The organism is Citreicoccus inhibens, from assembly GCF_019039035.1.
GTDB classification, from domain to species: domain Bacteria; phylum Myxococcota; class Myxococcia; order Myxococcales; family Myxococcaceae; genus Citreicoccus; species Citreicoccus inhibens.
The window spans coordinates 33662-52762 of sequence record NZ_JAHNZT010000007.1; the positions used below are offsets into that span (position 1 = coordinate 33662).

The window sequence follows — 19101 nt, forward strand, 5'->3', positions numbered from 1 at the left end:
GGGACTCTCAACCATGTTCGAGAAACTCGTCGAGTTCAGCCTCAAGAACCGAGCGGCGGTGGTGTCCCTCGCCGTGCTCGCCGCCATCTGGGGCTACTTCTGCTTCCGCGACCTCACGGTGGAGGCCTTTCCGGACCCCACCGACACGCAGGTCAACATCATCACCCTCTACCCCGGCCAGCCGTCCGAGGAGGTGGAGCGCCAGATTGGCCTGCCGCTGGAGCGCGCGCTCAACGGCATCCCGGGCCTGACGCGCCTGCGCAACCTCTCCATGTTCGGACTGTCGTTCGTCACGCTGAGCTTCAACGACAACACCGACGTGCTCTTCGCCCGCGCCCAGGTGCTGGAGCGCCTGCGTGACGCGGAGCTGCCGCAGGGCCTCACGCCCTCGCTGGGGCCGCTGGCGACGCCCATCGGTGAAATCTACCGGTACACGCTGAAGGGGGCCAAGGGCGACCCCATGAAGCTGCGCACCCTCCAGGACTGGGTGGTGCGGCCGGGTCTGCTGCGCGTGGACGGCGTCGCGGACGTCGTCAGCTACGGCGGCCTGCTCAAGGAGATCCACATCCAGCCGGACCCCGCGAGGCTCGCCGCGTACGGCCTCACGCTGGACAACATGGAGGACGCGCTGAAGGAAGGCTCGGAGAACGCCAGCGGCGGCGTGCTCGAGCGTGGCTCCGAGCAGTTCGTCATCCGCAGCGAGGGCCTCTTCCACACGCTGGACGACGTCCGCGACGTGCGGGTGGCCACGCACGAGGGCACGCCCGTGTTCCTCAAGGACGTGGCGGACGTGAGCGAGGGCTGGTCACCCCGCCAGGGCGTGGTCAGCCGCGACGGCGACGCGGACGTGGTGCAGGGCATCGTCCTCATGCGCCGGGGAGAGAACCCCTCCGTGGTGCTCTCCCGCGTGCGCGACGCGGTCGCGTCCGTGAACCTCCGCCTGGAGGGTGACGACGTGCGCATCGACCCGTTCTACGACCGCACGGACCTGGTGAACACGACGCTGCGCACGGTGGGTCACAACCTGCTGGAGGGCGCGCTGCTCGTCACGCTGGTCCTCTTCATCTTCCTCTTGGACCTGCGGGCGGCCGTCGTCGTGAGCGTGCTGATCCCCCTCTCGCTGCTGGCCTCGTTCATCTACCTGAAGATGCGGGGCATGTCGGCCAACCTGCTGTCCATGGGCGCGGTGGACTTCGGCGTCATCGTGGACGGCGGCGTGGTCATCATCGAGAGCATCCTGGCGCGCATGTCCGGCCACCAATTCGAGGGGGAGACCCCCATGCAGCGCATCGAGCGCGCGACGAAGGCGGTGGTGCGCCCCACGGTGTTCTCGCTGCTCATCATCATCGCGGCCTACCTGCCCATCTTCATGCTGCAGCGGGTGGAGGGCCGCATCTTCGCGCCCATGGCGAACACGGTGGTCGCGGCGCTCCTGGGCGCGCTCGTCTTCTCCGTCACGCTCATCCCGGTGCTGGCGTCGTTCGTCTATCGCAAGCCGATGCAGCACAAGGAGTCCCCGGTGCTGCGCGCGGCGGCCAAGGCCTATGGCCCCGTGCTGACCTGGAGCCTCAAGCACCCGCTCACCGTCGTGGCGATGTGCACCGCGGGGTTGCTCTTCGCGGGCGCGCTGGTGCCGCGCATGGGCAGCGAGTTCCTCCCGGCGCTCAACGAAGGCAGCCTCTACCTGACCTTCACCATGCCCTCGAACATCTCCCTGTCGGAGGGGCGCAAGCTGGTGCCGCGCATTGAAAAGCTCCTGCGCCAGGCGCCGCAGGTGGATGGCGTGCTCAGTCAGCTGGGCCGCCCGGAGGACGGCACCGACGCGAAGCTCACGAACAACCTCGAGATCTTCGTGAAGCTCAAGCCCCCGGCGCAGTGGCCCAAGAACACGCCCAAGCTGGACGACGTGCTCGACGTGCTCCAGCGCTCGGTGTCGGAGGTGCCGGGCATGGAGGTGGGCTTCAGTCAGCCCATTGGAGACAACGTGAACGAGAGCATCAGCGGCCAGCAGGGACAGCTGGCGGTGAAGCTCTTCGGCGACGACCTCCAGGTGCTCCAGGCGTACTCGCAGAAGGTGAAGAGCGTGCTGTCGCACGTGGAGGGCGTCGCGGACCTGGGCATCGTCAAGAGCGGCGAGGTGCCCAGCATCCAGGTGGCTCCAGACCGCGTGGCCCTGGCCCGCTACGGCATGTCGCTGGGGGACTTCCAGCACGTCTTCCAGACGGCGGTGGGCGGTCGTCCACTCGGCGAGTTCTGGGAGGGCGAGCGCCGCTTCGACGTGGTGATGCGCCTGCCCATGTCCAGCCGAGACGACGTGGAGAAGATCTCCCGCCTGCGCGTGCCCGTGGAGGGCGGCGTGCTGGTCCCCTTGAGCGAGCTGGCCCGGGTGACCACGGGCTTTGGCCGGGCCTCCATCAACCGCGAGAACGGCCGGCGCTACATCGGCGTGCGCATGAACGTGCGCGGCCGGGACCTGGGCTCCTTCGTGAAGGACGCGCAGGCGCTGGTGAACAAGGAGGCCCCCGCCCCCGCGGGCACGAGCATCGAGTGGGGCGGTGAGTTCGAGAGCAAGGAGCGCGCGATGGACCGGCTCCTCACGGTGCTGCCGGTGGCGCTCGTGCTCACGCTGCTGCTGCTCTTCAAGGCGTTCAACTCGTTCGGGCGCGCGGTGGTGACGTTGATCAACGTGCCCTTCGCGCTGATGGGCGGCGTGTTCGGCCTGTACTGGGCGGGCATGCCGCTGAGCGTGGCGGCCGCGGTGGGCTTCATCGCGCTCATTGGACAAGCGGCGCTCAACGGCGTGTTGGTGATGAGCGCCATCGCGGAGCGCCGGGAGGCGGGCGAGTCCCTGGACGACGCCATCCTCCACGGCAGCCGCGAGCGCCTGCGGCCGGTGCTGATGACCGCGGCGCTGGCGGCGCTGGGGCTGGTGCCGGCGTGCCTGAGCAACGGGATTGGCTCGGAGATGCAGAAGCCGCTGGCCGTCGTCATCGTGTCCGGGACGATCTCCGCGTGCGCGCTGACGTTGGTGCTGCTGCCCGTGCTCTTCCGCTTGTTCGCGCGCTTCACCGAGCAACTCGCGGACCGCATGCCGCAGAAGCTGCTGCGAGCGGTGCCCGGCGCGGAGAACCTCCGCAAGACGGGCTGATCAATTGTTGGGGGCGGGCGGCATCCAAGAGCAGGGATGCCGCCCGCGCAGTTCACGCCCCGGACGTCGGGGGCTCGGGCAAGGGCCGACCCGCGATGAAGTCCTCGAGGTCCTCAGGAAGCGGGGCCTCGAACGTCATCGCCACCCTCGTTCCCGGATGCGCGAATGAGATGCGCGCCGCGTGCAGCGCATGCCGAGGCAGCCGCAGCCGAACCCAGGCCTCCGGCTCCAGGCAGCGCTTGCTGAACCGATCAAAGTAGCCGGGATCCGGCCCATACATCTTGTCGCCCACCAGGGGGTGGCCCGCCTCACGGAGGTGGATGCGAATCTGGTGCTGGCGGCCCGTCTCCGGGTAGCAGCGCAAGAGCGCGAACGGAGCACCGTCGCGAGTGAAGCGCTGCACCACCTCGAAGCGGGTGCGGCTCTCCTTGCCCTCCACTGAATCGATTCGCACCGCGATGCGGATGAGGTCCGTCCCCTCGGCGATGGGCGCGTCGACCACGAAGGCATCCTCACGGGGATGGCCCTCGCAGACCGCGAGGTACTCCTTGTGGACGTCGCGCGACAGGAACAGGCGCCCGAGCACGCGACAGGACTCGGTCGTGCGACCACACACCACGAGCCCACTCGTCTCCCGGTCCAGGCGATGCGCGGGCTCGGCGGCGCGCTCCTCGAAGCGCTCGCGCAGCAACGAGACGAGGGTGCCCTTGTGGTAGCGCGCGGTGGGGTGGATGGGCAGCCCCGCCGGCTTGTCGAGCACGAGCAGCCAATCATCCTGAAAGACGACCGCCACATCCGTGGGCGTCTCGGGCTCCTCGCTGGCCGGACGCCGCAGGCGGAACGCGAGACCGGGATAGACAGGCGTGGAGGGCTTGAGCCGCCCCTCGTCACAGAACACACCCCGCTGGATGATGCCGAGCACGCGCTCGCGCGACGCGCGACGGAGCTTCTCGCGGAGGTACCGCTCCAGCCTCCAGCCCGCGTAGTTGGGCTCGACGACGTAGAGCATGTCGGCGAAGCCCTCGGGAGGAGCGTCCGCGACGGAGGACCCCACGACCTCGGCGGACACGCCCGTGGAGCCCTCCTCCTCGCGCGCGGCCGCATCCGCCTCAGCAGACGGCGCTGCTGCGGCCTTCTCGGGCGCGGTCTCCTCGGAGGACTCGGCGGTGGGCTCCTTCGCGGTCATGGGCCCAGGGCTCTAGCACGCCCGCCGCGCGCGCAGGGCCTCCACGCGGAGGCCCCTTGAGGGATACGGTCACGCGCTCGCGCGCGCCTGCCCCTGTGCCCCCACCGAGCGCGCATACAGGTCCGCGATGCGCTCGCCCGTGCGGCCATCCCAGAGCTCCGGCACACGCCCCTGCTTGCCCTGCCCCGCGAGGATGCGGTCCACGGCCGCAAGGATTCGAGCAGCGTCCGTGCCTACCACTTCGTTGGTCCCCACCTCCACGGTGACAGGTCGCTCGGTCTGCTCACGAAGCGTCAGACACGGCACGCCCAGCGCGGTGGCCTCCTCCTGAAGTCCGCCCGAGTCAGTGAGGATGACGCGCGCCTGAGACGTCAGGGCGAGGAACTCCAGGTAGCCCATCGGCTCCACCAGCTTCATGCCGGGAGCACGCTCCAGCTCCGCGAGCCACCCCTGCTCGGTGAGCATCTTCCGAGTCCGCGGATGCACAGGGAACACCAGCGGCAGACGCCGGGCCACATCACGCAGCGACCCAATCAACCCCACGAGCAGCTTCGGATCATCCACGTTCACCGGGCGGTGCAGCGTGGCCACCGCGTACTGGCGCGCGCTCAGGCCCAGGTCACGCAAGGTGGAGAGCTGCTCGGCCTTCTCCTGATTGGAGAGCAGCGAGTCGATCATCACGTTGCCCACGAAGTGGATGCGCGAGGAAGGCACCCCCTCCTCCAGCAGATTGGCATCCGCGTCGCGAGAGGGCGTGAGGAGGAGCTCCGACAGCCGGTCCGTGACGACGCGATTGACCTCCTCGGGCTGGTAGCGCTCGCGGCTGCGCAGCCCCGCTTCCACATGCGCGAGCGGGATGGCCAGCTTGGAAGTCACGAGCGCGGCGGCAAGCGTGCTGTTGACGTCGCCCACGACGGAGACGAGGTCCGGCTTCTCCTGAAGGAAGACCTTCTCCATCTCGACCATCATCCGCGCGGTCTGCTCCGCGTGACTGCCCGAGCCGATGCCCAGATGCACCTCGGGCGCGGGAAGGCCAAGGTCCGAGAAGAAGACGTCACTCATCTTGACGTCATAGTGCTGGCCGGTGTGCACCAGCCGCTGGTGGAGCACGCCACGCGCGCGGATGGCCTTGTAGATGGGCGCCACCTTCATGAAGTTGGGGCGCGCGCCGACGATATGGATGACCTTCCTCATGGGTCGGCAAGCTAGGCACGGTGTGTCACCTGCCTAGTGGGGCAACCCCGCCCTCCGCCTGAACGTCTCGCGATGCGTCCTAAACCTGCCGATTCCAGCTCTGGAATCGGAATCTGCTAGATGAAGGGGTCATGCCCGCGTCCCGCACCGTCGCCGTCATCCCCGCCCGCTACGCCAGCACGCGCTTCCCCGGAAAGCCGCTCACCCGCATCGCCGGGGTGCCGATGATCGAGCACGTCTGGAATCGCTGTCGGGAAGCGAACGCCTTCGACGAGGTCTACGTGGCCACGGACGACGCGCGCATCCGCGACGTGGTGGCGGGCTTCGGCGGGCACGCGGTGATGACGAGCCCGGACTGCGCCACGGGAACGGACCGGGTGGCGGAGGTGGCGCGCCAGCACCCAGCCGTGGACGTCTGGGTGAATGTGCAGGGCGATGAGCCGCTCGTGGATCCCGCGGCGCTCAAGCTGCTCGCGGGCCTCTTCGCCGACGACACCGTGCGGATGGGCACGCTGGTGCGGCCACTCGAAGCGGACGAGGTGGACAGCCCGAACGTGGTGAAGGCGGTGCTGTCGCGGAGCGGTGACGCGCTGTATTTCAGCCGCGCCGCCATCCCGTTCGCACGAGAGCCAGGCACGCCCGCGAGTCGCTTGGGGCACATCGGCCTGTATGGCTACCGTCGCGACGTGCTGTTGCGGCTCGCCACGCTGCCGCCCACGCCGCTGGAAGAGACGGAGAAGCTGGAGCAGTTGCGCGCGCTGGAGCACGGCATCCCCATCCGCTGTGCGCGCGTGGCGTGGCGCACCGTGGCGGTGGATGTCCCCGAGGACGTGGCGCGCGTCGAGGCAGTCATCCGAGAACGGGGGGAATAACAACCATGGGCATCTTCAAGGAACTCTTCGGCGGAAGGGAATCATCCACCCCCGCCGAGCCAGCAGCGGAAACCCCCGTCGCCCACGAAGCACAGCCCACCCCAACACCGCCGCCCCCACCGCCACTCGCGAAGCCGAAGCCCCCCACGCGGAAGCCCCAAGAGGACGAAAACATGGAGGGTGTTCAGCGGCTGGTGGCGAGGCGCGTGGAGCGGCTGTTGGAGCAGCTCGGCACGGTGGCGACGCGCGCGCGCACGGGCGAGGAACTGCCCGCGTTCACCGTCACCCTGCATCTGTCCCATGGCCACACGGTGACGGGTGAAGTGGTGGACTACGTGCCCAAGGAGGCGGTGCTCGTGGCCCTGGGCAAGGAGGGCCTGCTGCGCTCGGCCTCCGTGGCCTACGTCGACGTGAACACCATCGTCGCGGTGTCGGTGACGAACGCGGAGAAGCTGCTGGAGCTGCCGCAGCTCGTGCGCCCCATCCCCACGCGCCAGGACCTCGTCCAACTCGCGGAGCGACTGGCCACCGGAATCACCGAACAGTTCTGGCCGAGCGAGCTCTCACTGGGCGGCAAGGGCCTGCGCTTCGACGTCGATTGGGTCGGACTGGATGACGAGCCCGGGCGTCGCGCCTTGGAAGGCTCGCTCAACGTGACGGGCCACGCGTTGCGCGCGCTCGCCACCGACAGCGGTCGCGAAGTCCTCCGCCGCATCACGTCCGTGAAGTTCGTGAAGGGCCCTCACACGCGAGCGACCCGAGACGGGGAAACGGGCACGGTCACCGTATCGCCCGGCAGCGGCGAGCCCACCCTGACCGCGTTCCGCAAGGGCCTGGGCGCGGGCCTGTAGCCACCTCGACAGGGCCCCTCCCCGCCGAGCCCAACGAACCTCCGTCACGTCAGATGACAGGAAGGCTCGCGGGCTCGGCGCTCAGCGGAAAGGCCTCGTCGATGCGCCGCAGCTCACCCGGCGTGAGGTGGAGCTTCCCCGCCTCCGCGTTGTCGCGCGCATGCGCCTCACGGCTGGCCTTGGGGATGGTGAAGACGGACGGACTGCGGACGAGGAAGCGCAGCGCCACCTGGTACGGCGAGGCATCATGGTCCTGGGCGATGTCCATCAGCACGCGGCCCCCGGGACTGCGCGGCGAGGGGAAGCGCCCGTTGCCAAACGGGCTGTAGCCCACCACGGCCACGCCGTTGCGTTCGCACCACGGAATGACGGCGTGCTCGATGGCGCGCTCCTCCAGGTGATACAGCACCTGGTTGCACGCGATGCGCTCTGGCCCGGAGATCGCCAGCACTTCCTCCAGCTCCTCCACCGCGAAGTTGCTCACGCCCCACGCGCGAATCTTCCCGTCCCGGATGAGCCGTTCGAACGCCCGCACGGTGTCCTCCAGCGGGTGCGAGCCCGGCCAGTGCAACACGTAGCAGTCGAGATGATCCGTTCGCAGGCGACGCAGGCTGCGCTCGCACGCGGCCAGCGTCCCGGAGAACGTGGCATTCGACGGCATCACCTTGGACACGAGGAACACCTCGTCGCGCCGTCCCGCGATGGCCTCCGCGACGATGGTCTCTTCCACGAGCCCACGGCCATACAACTCCGCGGTGTCCAGATGGGTCAGTCCCAGGTCGAGGCCGGCGCGCAGCGCGCGAATGGCCCCCGCGCGGTCGTCGTCCTCCATCTGCCAGGTGCCTTGCCCGATGACGGGAACCCGAGCCCCCGTCCGGCCGAATGCGCGTGTCTCCATGTCCCCCCCTGCGTCGGAACCCCTCGCAGGCTTAGCACCGAACGTGGGTCCGCCGCACACCCGCTGCACGCCTGAGGCGAGCGCGCTAGTCTCCGGCGGTGTCCTCTCCCGCTCCCCAGCCCCCATCCAAGCGTCCCTCCCGATTGACCGTCCGCCGGCTGATGAAGCTGGCCCGACCGGAGGTGCCCACGCTGGCCCTGGCCACCGTCTTCCTGATGATGGGGAGCGGCGCGAGCCTCGTGTATCCGCAGGCCATCCGCGTGCTCGTGGACGAAGCGCTCGGCGCGCGCGACCACGCCCTCATCGACCGCGCGGCGCTCATCATGTTGGCGGTCTTCGTGGTGCAGGGCGTGGCCATCGCGCTGCGGGCCTATCTCTTCAACACCGCGGGGGAGCGCATCGTGGTGCGGCTGCGCCAGGACCTCTTCCGCAGCTTGATGAATCAAGAGGTGGCCTTCTTCGACGCGCACCGCACCGGCGAACTCACCAGCCGGCTCGCCTCGGACACCACCGTGTTGCAGAACACGGTGAGCGCGAACATCTCCATGGCCCTGCGCAACGCGGCCCAGGCCGTGGGCGGGTTGGCGCTGCTGTTCTACACCTCGCCCAAGCTCGCGCTGCTGATGCTCGCCATCGTGCCCCCCGTGGCGGTGGGCGGCGTGCTGTATGGCCGCCGGCTGCGGGGCCTGTCTCGCAGGGTCCAGGACGCGGTGTCCACCGCCAGCGAGGTCGCCGAGGAGAGCCTCTCCGGCCTGCGCACGGTGCGCTCCTTCGCCGCGGAGAAGGCCGAGGTCGAGCGCTACGGCAGCGCCATCCACCGCACGTACGAACTCGCCCGCGAGCGCGCCGCACAGGCCTCCATCTTCATCGGCCTCGCCTCGAGCGCGGGCTACGGCGCCGTGGTGGTGGTGCTCTGGTACGGCGGCAGGTTGGTGACGGACGGGCAGCTCACCATGGGCGCGCTCACGTCGTTCCTCGTCTACACCATGCTGATGGCCTTCTCGCTCAGCGCGCTGGTGGACCTGTGGGCGGACTTCATGCGCGCCACGGGCGCCGCCGAGCGCGTCTTCGAGTTGGTGGACCGCGTCCCCACCATCCCCGCCTCGGGCGGCGAGCGCCCCGCCGCGCTGGAAGGCCGCGTGGAGTTCCAGGGCGTGCGCTTCGCCTATCCCTCGCGCCCGGACGTCGAGGTCCTCCAGGGCATCGACCTCACCCTCAACCCCGGCGAGGTCGTGGCGGTGGTGGGGCCGTCTGGCGCGGGCAAGTCCACCCTCGCCTCGCTGATGTCACGGTTCTATGACCCGCTTCAGGGTCGGCTGCGGCTCGACGGCAACGACCTCACCACGCTCGACCCGGAGTGGCTGCGTCGGCAGCTCGGCATGGTGGCGCAGGAGCCGCTGCTCTTCGCCACGTCCATCGCGGAGAACATCCGCTACGGCCGCCCGGACGCCACCGATGCGCAGGTGGAAGAGGCCGCGCGCGCCGCCAACGCACACGACTTCATCGTCCGCTTCCCGGAGGGCTATCGCACCCTGGTGGGCGAGCGAGGCGTCCAGCTCTCCGGCGGACAGAAGCAGCGCGTGGCCATCGCCCGCGCCGTCCTCAAGGACCCTCGCCTGCTCGTGCTCGACGAGGCCACGAGCGCCCTGGACGCCGAGAGCGAGAACCTGGTGAAGGACGCGCTGGAGAAGCTCATGCGCGGGCGCACCACGCTCATCATCGCGCACCGCCTCTCCACCGTGGCGAGCGCGGACCGCGTGCTGGTGCTGGAGCACGGCCGCGTCGTGCAGAGCGGCAACCACGCCGCGCTGATGTCCGAAGAAGGCCTCTACCGTCGCCTGGTGGAGAAGCAAGTCGTCGCCGCCTGAACGTCTCGCAGCGCTCCGAGTGGCGCGGCATTTTCGGCGGGATTAGAAGAAGTCCCCTCAGAAAGGAGGTGATGCCTTGACCGACAGTGACCGCAAGGCGTCCACCTCCGCTGCGGTGGCTCGCTAGTCCGAGCCTCCCTGCGGATGGAGGGCGCTCGCTGTAACGGTCCGCTCCCGCTTCACTGCGGGGGCGGACTTTTTTTGCGCCCACCCGCCGGGAATGTCCGCGCATTCCCCCTGTTCCGATGCCGCAGGGGGGAAGCCTACTCACTTCTGTGGCTGTCTTCCGGAGCGTGTCGTGTCCATCACCCCCTGCCCCATCCCGCTGCCCTCCGCCCTCCGCGACGAGGAGATGGTGGAGACCCAGCGCAACCTCTTCTGCCCCAACTACGACTCCTGCCTGCACGCCGTCGTCAAGAAGGGCTGGGAGGGCTGGAGCTGCCGCCAGTGCGACCTCCGCCAGTTCCGGGTCGGACAGCCGGATCCCCGTGAATTCGCGGTCTCCCGGCACGGTGGATGGGACGGCAACTGAGCGCGCTTCCACCCCCGCGCCAGCCCGCCCTCCGTTTCTCACAGAATCATTGACGCCTCCTGCCTCACTTGGCAGGAAGGGACATGCGCTCCAAGAAAACCAAGTTCATTTTCGTGACGGGCGGCGTGGTCAGCTCGCTCGGGAAGGGGCTCGCCTCGGCATCCATTGGCGCCCTTCTTGAGAACCGTGGGCTGACCATTACCCTCATCAAGCTGGATCCATACATCAACGTGGATCCCGGAACGATGAGTCCGTTCCAGCACGGTGAAGTCTTCGTCACGGAGGACGGTGGCGAGACCGACATGGACCTGGGCCACTACGAGCGTTTCACCAACGCGCGGATGAGCCGGCTCAACAACTTCACGTCCGGCCGCATCTACAACGCCGTCATCACCAAGGAGCGCCGCGGCGAGTACCTGGGCAAGACGGTGCAGGTGATTCCGCACATCACCGATGAAATCAAGGCCAGCATCCGCCAGGCATCGCAGGATGCGGACGTGGTCATCTGCGAGGTCGGCGGAACGGTGGGCGACATCGAGTCGCTGCCCTTCCTCGAGGCCATCCGCCAGATGCGCTACGACGTGGGCAGCCAGAACACGGTCTACATGCACCTGACGCTGCTGCCGTACATCGGCGCGGCCGGCGAGGTGAAGACCAAGCCCACGCAGCACTCGGTGATGAAGCTGCGCGAGATTGGCATCCAGCCGGACTTCCTCCTGTGCCGCACGGACCGGGAGATTTCGCGCGAGCTGAAGGACAAGATCGCCATGTTCTGCAACGTGGACAACGGCAACGTGTTCACCTCGCCGGACGTGCGCAGCATCTACGAGCTGCCGCTGGAGCTGCACCGCCAGGGCCTGGATGACCGGCTCGCGGAGATCCTCAACATCTGGAGCCGCGCCCCGCATCTGCAGCACTGGGAGACCATCACCCGCAAAATCTACGAGCCCGCGCGCGGCGAGGTCTGCATCGGCATCGTGGGCAAGTACGTGAACCTCACGGAGAGCTACAAGAGCCTCAACGAGGCGCTCTTGCACGGCGGCATCGCCAACGACGTGAAGGTGAAGCTGCGCTTCGTGGACAGCCAGGACGTGGAGGTCGAGGGTCCTGAGAAGCTGCTCGCGGGCGTGGACGCGGTGCTCGTGCCCGGCGGCTTCGGCGTGCGCGGCACCGAGGGGAAGATCGCCGCCGTGCGCTACGCGCGCGAGAAGAAGATTCCGTTCTTCGGCATCTGCCTCGGACTCCAGATGGCCGTGGTCGAGTTCACCCGCAACGTGCTCGGCCTGAAGGACGCCAACAGCCTGGAGTTCAACGAGCACACCCCGCACCCTGTCGTGACGCTGATGGAGAGCCAGGTGAAGGTGCAGGACAAGGGCGGCACCATGCGCCTGGGCAGCTACGACTGCGCGCTGAAGCCCGGGAGCCTCGCGCACCAGCTCTACGCCGCAGACCTCATCCAGGAGCGCCACCGGCATCGCTACGAGGTGAACAACACCTACCGGCCCAAACTCCAGGACGCGGGGCTCGTCATCTCCGGTCACAACCCCGAGCTGAACCTCGTGGAGATGATCGAGCTCGGGGACCACCCGTACTTCGTCGGGTGCCAGTTCCATCCCGAGTTCAAGAGCAAGCCCTTCGCTCCCCATCCCCTCTTCTCCGGCTTCATTGGCGCCGCGCTCAAGCACCGAGACGCCGCCCAGGGTCGCCCGGCTCCGGTGCGCGCGTGAGCCTCCCCATCCAGATCTGTGGCCACCCCGTGGGACCAGGCCAGCGCCTGTTCGTCATCGCGGGCCCGGACAGCATCGAGTCCGAGGACATGGCGCTGCGCCATGCCTGGATGCTCAAGGAGATCACCACGCGCCTGAACGTGCCGTACGCGTTCAAGTGCTCCTACGACAAGGCCAACCGCACGAGCGGCAAGTCCTTCCGCGGCCCCGGCCTGCGAGAGGGCTTGCGCATCCTCGCCCGCATCCGCAAGGAGGTCGGCGTCCCGGTCCTCACCGACGTCCATGAGACCAGCCACGTCGGGCCTGCCTCGGAAGTCGTGGATATCATCCAGATACCGGCGTTCCTCTGCCGGCAGACGGATTTGGTGGAAGCCGTGGCGAAGACGGGCAAGGGCGTGAATCTCAAGAAGGGCCAGTTCGTGGCCCCCAAGGACATCGTCCACTCGGCGCGCAAGGCGTTCGAGGCGGGCAACCCCAACGTGCTCGTCACCGAGCGCGGCTCCAGCTTCGGCTACAACAACCTCGTGGTGGACATGCGCGGCTTGAGCCAGATGCGCGAGGCCGGGCTCGCCGTCTGCTTTGACGCGACCCACTCGGTCCAGCTCCCCAGCGCCGGCAACGGTGAGACGGCGGGCGAGCGCAAGTACGTCGCCCTCCTCGCGCGCGCCGCCGCGGCTGCGGGGATTGACGCTTTGTTCACAGAAGTCCACGAAGACCCGGATCGTGCCCTCTGTGACGGTCCATGCTCCCTGAATCCCCAGATGTTCGAGGACGTGGTACGAAATGTGCTCAACATCCGCCGTGTGCTGGGGCACGAAGCTGGCTGATGGATGACGACGCGGGAGGAGTCGAACACACCATGTTGACGCACGCGCCATCCAAGCCAGGCATGGAGGAGTTGACGTCACTTGCGTCGCGCGTGCGCCTGTTGGTGTTCGACGTCGACGGTGTACTCACCGACGGTGGTTTGTATTACGGACACGACGGAGAGGCGCTCAAGCGCTTCGACGTGAAGGATGGCCATGCGCTCGTCATGGCCCGGCTGGTGGGGTTGCCCGCCGCCATCCTCACCGCGAGAACGTCACGCATCGTCGAGGCGCGAGCCCGAGAATTGGGCTTCGCCGCCGTGTATCAGGGCCGCAAGGAGAAGGGCCCCGCGCTGCTCGAGTTGCTCGAGGAGATGAAGGTCCCCGCGGAGGACTGCGCCTATATGGGCGATGACCTCAACGACCTGGACCCAATGTCACACGTGGGGTTGGCCGCATGCCCTGCGGATGCAGTAGCGGAAGTGCGGCAGGAAGCTCACTTCGTTTCCCAGAGTGGGGGCGGAAGGGGGGCCGCTCGTGAACTCGTCGAACTCTGCCTTCGCGCAAGTGGCCGCTGGAACAACGCCGTGGGTCTGATGAGAAGATCTGATAAACGCAGGATGAAGGCGGGTTGAATTAACCCCGAATTCAAGGTAGGTGTTTATTTCCATGGCTAGTGGAACGATGCAATCCGAGGGGAGTACGGCGATGACGGACCAGCTCTACACGACGCACGACATCAGTCGTTTGCTTCAGGTGGACCCGTCGACGGTGAGCAAGTGGATCGATCGGGGCATCCTGATGGCCTTCCGCACGCCGGGCGGTCACCGGCGCGTGCGCTCGGCGGACCTGCGCACGTTCCTCATCACCCACCAGATGCCGGTGCCGGAGGAGTTGGGTAGTGGCACCGTTCGGCTCCTGGTGGTGGACGATGAGCGGCAGGTGCTGGACGCCATCAAGCGCGCGTTCAAGCCCTACGCCAACCAGGTCGAGCTGCAGACGACGACGAGCGGCGTGGAGGCCCTGCTGCTCGTGTCCGAGCAGAAGCCGCATGGGATGATCATCGACCTGAACATGCCGGACATTGACGGCCTGGAAGTCTGCCGCCGCATCCGCGCCCGCAAGCAGATGGAGGGCGTGCGGCTCATCACCATGACGAGCGCGCACTCGCCGGACGTCGTGGAGGCCTCGAAGCAGGCCGGCGCGGTGGCGTGTCTGGCCAAGCCGGTGGACGTGGCCCAGGTGCTCGAGCTGTTCCGGGTGCCGCTTGCGCTCAACGTCCGCAAGTAACCGACGAGGGCTTCCGCCTCCCCTACCGCGGAAGCCCTCGATTGGACGGTGTCTACAGGAGTCGCCGCGCCCTCGGGGCAGCGGCCTCCCTGCGGGCATGAGCATCAACCCTGGACCTTGACCTCGACCACGCGAGGTTTGGTCGCCTCACTGCGAGGCAGGGTCAGCGTGAGGACGCCGTTCTCGTAGCGCGCCTCCACGCGAGTGCTGTCGACGGTATCCGGCAGCCCGAAGGAACGGCTGTACACCCCCGATGCGCGCTCCTGGCGGCGCACGGTGACGCCCGACTCCCCGGGCTCGGCCTTGCGCTCGGAGCGCACGGTGAGGACGTCGTTCTCCACCTTCACCTGGATGGACTTCGCGTCGTGGCCCGGCAGGTCCACGCGGATGGTGACGCCCGCTTCCGCCTCGAGGATGTCCGCGGCGGGGGTGAGCTCGCGCGCATCCTGCGAACGCGGCGAGGCCAGCTCGCGGAAGAGCAGGTCGAAGTCGCGCATGAGCGGCAGGGTGACGGCGGCGTTGAACGGATGACGATAGGTCTGCATGGTCTTCTCCTGTGCGTGTCGCCCCAACGGGCGCACGCCGTGACATGTGTCGACTGTTTCGAGATCGGCTCGCCGTGCCCGGGTTCGGGCCGGCATCGCCTCACCCCATCAACAGAACCATGCTTCGAAACGTGTCAAGGACAGGCCCTGGCCCCGCCTGAGAGCCCTCACGCCCGCTCGCTCGCTCGGTGGGCTCGGCCTCAGTCGTCCTCGCGCCGCAGCATCACCGCGGCGCCGTCCTCGCCGCGTGTCACCTGGACGACCCAGGGTCGGCAGCACACCGGACAGTCTTCGACATAGGACTCCGTGCTCGCGCCCAGGACATCCACTTCGACTTCCACGTCCTCGCCGCAGTACGGGCACATCTGGAGGTCACCTTCCGCGAAGGGTTGCATCGCCGCGTCTCCTTGGCTCCGGAGCAAGTTCGACGCTCCGGACTCTTCGTCCACGCCTTCAGACGCTAGAATCCTCCTCCCATGGCGCCTCCTTCCCGCAATCGCATTGGTGACATCCTCGTCAAGGCTCGCGTCATCGATGAGCTTCAGCTCCGCAGCGCGCTGGCATCCTTGGACCAGTGGGGCGGGCGGCTGTCGCGCACCATCGCGGACCTCGGCCTCGCCACGGAGGACGTCATCATCGACGCCATCTGTCAGGGCCTCGGCATGCAGCGGGTGAGCTTGGGGAACCTCACCAAGGACGCCGGCGCGCTGGCACGCGTGGACATCTCCCTGGCGGAGCAGAAGGGTGTCTTCCCGGTCTCCCTGAAGGACAACGGCAAGACGCTGGTGCTCGCGATGTCGGACCCCTCGGACCTGGCCACGTTGGATCAGGTGGCCGCGCGTGCCCGTGCGCGCATCGTCCCCATGGTGGCCGGCGACCGTGAAATCGAGACCGCCATCCTGCGCCACTACCGCAACCAGGAGCCCTCGGTCAGCACGCGCTTCAATCCCACGCGGCGCAAGGACGCCGACACCACGACCAGTGACGAGGATGAGTTCAAGGTCGTGGACATGAGCGGCAACACCGTCGTCAAGCGCATCGCGGACATCACGCCCCCCGCGGCGTCAGCGAGCGCGCCTCGGGCCTCGGCTCCCACGGAGAAGGCCGCGCCCGCCGGCTCCAGCGCGGCGGACATCCTGGATGAGATTCTCGCGGGGGGCGCGCCCGCCAACGAGTGGACGGAGGAGAACCTGCAGCGCCTCCAGACGGTGCAGCAGAACCAGGAGAAGAGCTCCAAGATTCTCCGCGCGCTGCTGGAGCTGCTCATCGAGAAGGGCCAGCTCCAGCAGCGGGAGCTGGCCACGCGCATGCGGCTGTAGCCGCGCGCCTCAGCCCACTTCGCGCAGCTCGCGCGCGGTGAGCCCGAGCAGATACAGGATGGAGTCGAGTCCACCCGCGGAGATGGAAGTGTCCGCGGCCTCGCGCAGCCGGGGCTTGGCGCGAAACGCGATGCCCAGCCCCGCCCGCTCCAGCATCCGCAAGTCATTGGCGCCGTCGCCCACGGCGATGACCTGCTCCAGCAGGATGCCCTCCTGGCGCGCCAGCGTCTCCAGCAGCTCCGCCTTGCGCTGAGCGTTGACGATGGGCCCGAGCGTGCGCCCGGTGAGCTTGCCCTCGCGCTCCTCCAGCACGTTCGAATAGGCGAAGTCGATTCCCAGCCGCGCGCGCAGCGCCTCGGCCGCCACGGAGAAGCCGCCACTGATGACGGCGGTGCGATACCCCAGGCGCTTGAGGACGCGGGTCAGCGTCTCGGCGCCTTCGGTGAGGGGAAGATTCGCGGCAAGCTCGTGGAGCACCGCCGAGTCGAGCCCCGCGAGCATCGCCACGCGCTGCCGCAGCGACTCGTCGTAGTCGAGTTCGCCGTGCATGGCGCGCTCGGTGATGGCGGCCACCTGGCTGTGGACACCATGCGCGCGTGCCAGCTCGTCGATGACCTCGATGCGGATGAGCGTGGAATCCATGTCCATCACCACCATCCGCTTGGCGCGCCGGTACAGGCTCTCGCGCTGCAAGGCCACATCGAAGGAGGTGCTGCGCATGGACAACGCGAGGAGCGCGCGCTTGAGCGCCTCGGGCTCGCGCTCGCGCGGCAGCGCGATGTGGAACTCCACCGAGCCGAGCTGCGCGTCACTCAAGCGCACCACTCGGTCCAGCCGGGCCCCCTGCCCCGCCAGCTCCGTGGTCAGCGCGTGCACCTCGGGCGCGCCCAGCGCACGGCCCACCGCGGTGACGACATAGCGAGCAGGGCCGTCCTCGGCCCCCACCGCGCGCGGGGGCTCCGCCACCTGGAAGTCCAGCTCGGCGCCCAGCTCCCGCGCCGCGAGCAGCAGCTCCTTCAGCGCGTCGCGCGCCTCGGGCAGGCGGATGAGCAGGCAGAGGGTCAGCCGCCCCTGCACCACCACCTGCTCCAGGTCGAGCAGCTCCGCGCCCGTCTCGGCGAGGATGCCCGTGAGCCGGGCGGTGATGCTGGGATGGTCCTTCCCGGTGACGGTGACGAGGACGCAGTCGGACGCGCGCGAGGTCATGGCTGCGCGCCAGTCTGACAGTCCCCTTCGCGTCGGGCGAGCCTCGCGTTCGGGCCCGCCCGCTCGCTACTCCTTCGGGAGATCCGAGGAGAGGATGAGATCGCCGCGGCTCAGGAAGTCGCGATCCGGGAAGGCCTTGTAGAAGTCCTCCAGCATCGCGTCCACGTCCGGATAACGCTGCTCGCGCTTGTCCTGCGTGGCCTTGTCGAAGAGCTGATCCAACCCGCTCGGGGCCTCGGGGTTCACCTCCGACGGCAGCGGCGAGCGCCGGCCCGGAATCTGTCCGGTGAGCATCTCGTACAGCAGGATGCCCAGGCCGTAGACGTCCGCGGCGGCGCCCGGCTCCTTGCCCACCCGGTTGATCAACTCAGGCGCCATGTAGACCATGCCGCCCGTGCCCACGAAGACCTGCGGCATGCCCTTGGTGGCATCCACCTCCACCACGCGGCCCAGGCCGAAGTCCGCCAGCTTCGCGTTGCCGGCCGCGTCGAACAGGACGTTCTCGGGCTTGAGGTTGTGGTGCGTGAGGCCCGAGGCATGCGCGGCGCGCAGCCCGTAGGCGAGCTGGAGGAACGCTCTCAGGGCCAGCGGCACCTCGATGCCCTTGCCCCCGCCCGCGTCGAGCTTCTCCTTGAGGCTGCCGCGCATCAGCTCCACGACGAAGTAGGGGCGAGCCACCTCGACGTTCTGGTCCATGATCTGCACCACGCCCGGGTGGCGCACCTGCGCCTGCGCGCACAGCTCCTTCTTCAGACGCTTGAGCACCTCGCCGCGCTGCAAGAAGGAGAAGTACCCGAAGATGTCCTTCAGCTCCTTGATGCAGATGTCCAGGCCCAGGGCGTTGAAGCGGCCCTTGAACACGGTGCCCAGCGGGCCCGTGCCGATGGGATCGAACTTCTGGTAGCGGTCCAGCTCGGCGCCCTTCGGCGCGGCGGAGAGGGAGGCCGAGGCAACGGGAGTGGGCGCGGCGGGAGGAGGGACCATCGGGGAGGGGGCGGCAACAGGCGAGGGAGGAGCGACCTGGGTGGGCGGCGCCGCGACCGGCGCGGGGGGAACGTCACGGCGCGGCTCGGGCGGCGGCGTCTCGACCCGGGCCGAGGGAATCGCGGCCGACGGCGCGACGATGACGGACGGCGTCGAGGCGGCGGGCGGTGGAACCAGCTCGAGCGCCGGCATGGCGACCCGCGCGGTGCGCGGCGGCGGAATGGGCGGCGGTGCAGAGGAGGACGGAGCTCCCGTCGGCGGCGCCTCGACCTCGGTCTCGTCGAGCAGCAGCTCCGGCGGAGGCGGGGGGAGCATCAGCTCCTCGCCCTGCGCGATGGGCGGCTGTTCCTCACCACCGTGAAGCTGTTCCTCGAAGTACTCGTCCACTTCCAGCGCGAAGCGCTCCTGGAAGTCGCCACCCACCACCCGCTCGCCCTGATCGGTGAGCTTGAGCTGGGCCTCGCGGTCCATGGCGATGTAGTGGAACTTGCGCAGGAAGAAGAAGTAGTTGTCGAACTCCAGCGAGACGGACGGTTCGAGCGCGGCCTTGACGTCAGCCAGCTTGTTCGAGCGTCCCAGGCGGCCGTTCTCCCGCAGGTTCTGCAGGATGAACAGCGCCTCGCCACTGACGGTGTCACGGTTGATGGCGGGCTTCGTCATGTCGGGTGCGCGAAC

The 19101-nt window shown here is 68.4% G+C and carries 17 protein-coding genes; 10 read left to right on the forward strand and 7 right to left on the reverse strand.

Going from position 1 to position 19101, the window contains the following annotated elements:
- Positions 1-13: 13 nt before the first annotated feature.
- Positions 14-3148, forward strand: coding sequence for an efflux RND transporter permease subunit (locus tag KRR26_RS11680; protein ID WP_120209670.1), 3135 nt, complete (start codon positions 14-16; stop codon positions 3146-3148).
- Positions 3149-3200: 52 nt separating this feature from the next.
- Here KRR26_RS11680 and KRR26_RS11685 read toward each other — a convergent pair whose 3' ends face one another.
- Together KRR26_RS11685 and wecB are read right to left on the reverse strand one after the other, a co-directional pair.
- Positions 3201-4157, reverse strand: coding sequence for an RluA family pseudouridine synthase (locus tag KRR26_RS11685; RefSeq protein WP_120209744.1), 957 nt, complete (start codon positions 4155-4157; stop codon positions 3201-3203).
- 246 nt (positions 4158-4403) lie between these two features.
- On the reverse strand, positions 4404-5528 hold the full coding sequence (wecB, locus tag KRR26_RS11690; RefSeq protein WP_217079837.1) for a non-hydrolyzing UDP-N-acetylglucosamine 2-epimerase: 1125 nt from the start codon (positions 5526-5528) through the stop codon (positions 4404-4406).
- A gap of 131 nt (positions 5529-5659) precedes the next feature.
- Between wecB and kdsB the strand changes: the two genes are divergently transcribed.
- Positions 5660-6400, forward strand: coding sequence for a 3-deoxy-manno-octulosonate cytidylyltransferase (gene kdsB / locus KRR26_RS11695; RefSeq protein WP_217079838.1), 741 nt, complete (start codon positions 5660-5662; stop codon positions 6398-6400).
- 173 nt (positions 6401-6573) lie between these two features.
- A complete protein-coding gene (locus KRR26_RS11700; RefSeq protein WP_233577410.1) occupies positions 6574-7251 on the forward strand; it encodes a hypothetical protein in 678 nt (225 codons plus the stop codon).
- A 49-nt stretch (positions 7252-7300) separates the two neighbouring features.
- Here the strand turns inward: KRR26_RS11700 and KRR26_RS11705 are convergent, their stop codons facing one another.
- Positions 7301-8149: an aldo/keto reductase gene (locus tag KRR26_RS11705; protein ID WP_217079839.1), complete on the reverse strand. Its 849-nt coding sequence runs from the start codon at positions 8147-8149 to the stop codon at positions 7301-7303.
- A 161-nt stretch (positions 8150-8310) separates the two neighbouring features.
- Between KRR26_RS11705 and KRR26_RS11710 the strand changes: the two genes are divergently transcribed.
- From KRR26_RS11710 to KRR26_RS11735, 6 genes are all read left to right on the forward strand, one after another.
- The gene (locus KRR26_RS11710) at positions 8311-10017 is read left to right on the forward strand and encodes an ABC transporter ATP-binding protein (protein ID WP_217079840.1); all 1707 of its coding nucleotides are present in this window, start codon (positions 8311-8313) and stop codon (positions 10015-10017) included.
- Positions 10018-10315: 298 nt separating this feature from the next.
- Positions 10316-10549: a hypothetical protein gene (locus KRR26_RS11715; protein WP_120209664.1), complete on the forward strand. Its 234-nt coding sequence runs from the start codon at positions 10316-10318 to the stop codon at positions 10547-10549.
- Positions 10550-10632: 83 nt separating this feature from the next.
- Entirely contained in the window at positions 10633-12276 is a 1644-nt protein-coding gene (locus KRR26_RS11720) for a CTP synthase (RefSeq protein WP_120209663.1), read from the forward strand.
- Positions 12273-13103 (forward strand): 3-deoxy-8-phosphooctulonate synthase, encoded by an 831-nt coding sequence (gene kdsA, locus KRR26_RS11725; protein WP_217079841.1) that lies wholly within the window; start codon positions 12273-12275, stop codon positions 13101-13103. Before KRR26_RS11720 ends, kdsA begins: the two co-directional genes overlap by 4 nt.
- Positions 13104-13135: 32 nt before the next feature.
- Positions 13136-13717, forward strand: coding sequence for a KdsC family phosphatase (locus tag KRR26_RS11730; RefSeq protein WP_120209743.1), 582 nt, complete (start codon positions 13136-13138; stop codon positions 13715-13717).
- A 34-nt stretch (positions 13718-13751) separates the two neighbouring features.
- Positions 13752-14372, forward strand: coding sequence for a response regulator (locus KRR26_RS11735; RefSeq protein WP_120209661.1), 621 nt, complete (start codon positions 13752-13754; stop codon positions 14370-14372).
- A gap of 104 nt (positions 14373-14476) precedes the next feature.
- Here KRR26_RS11735 and KRR26_RS11740 read toward each other — a convergent pair whose 3' ends face one another.
- Both KRR26_RS11740 and KRR26_RS11745 read right to left on the reverse strand, forming a co-directional pair.
- On the reverse strand, positions 14477-14917 hold the full coding sequence (locus tag KRR26_RS11740; protein ID WP_120209660.1) for an Hsp20/alpha crystallin family protein: 441 nt from the start codon (positions 14915-14917) through the stop codon (positions 14477-14479).
- Between the two features lie 200 nt (positions 14918-15117).
- Positions 15118-15312, reverse strand: a complete 195-nt coding sequence (locus KRR26_RS11745; protein WP_120209742.1) for a CPXCG motif-containing cysteine-rich protein — start codon at positions 15310-15312, stop codon at positions 15118-15120.
- Between the two features lie 81 nt (positions 15313-15393).
- On the opposite strand from KRR26_RS11745, the gene KRR26_RS11750 reads away from it, so the two are divergent.
- Positions 15394-16236, forward strand: a complete 843-nt coding sequence (locus KRR26_RS11750; protein WP_120209659.1) for a GspE/PulE/PilB domain-containing protein — start codon at positions 15394-15396, stop codon at positions 16234-16236.
- Between the two features lie 9 nt (positions 16237-16245).
- On the opposite strand, the gene serB is transcribed toward KRR26_RS11750, so the two are convergent.
- Entirely contained in the window at positions 16246-17442 is a 1197-nt protein-coding gene (gene serB, locus KRR26_RS11755; protein ID WP_217079842.1) for a phosphoserine phosphatase SerB, read from the reverse strand.
- A gap of 66 nt (positions 17443-17508) precedes the next feature.
- Complete coding sequence (locus KRR26_RS11760) at positions 17509-19086, reverse strand: serine/threonine-protein kinase (RefSeq protein WP_120209657.1); 1578 nt, start codon at positions 19084-19086, stop codon at positions 17509-17511.
- Between the last annotated feature and the right edge of the window lie 15 nt (positions 19087-19101).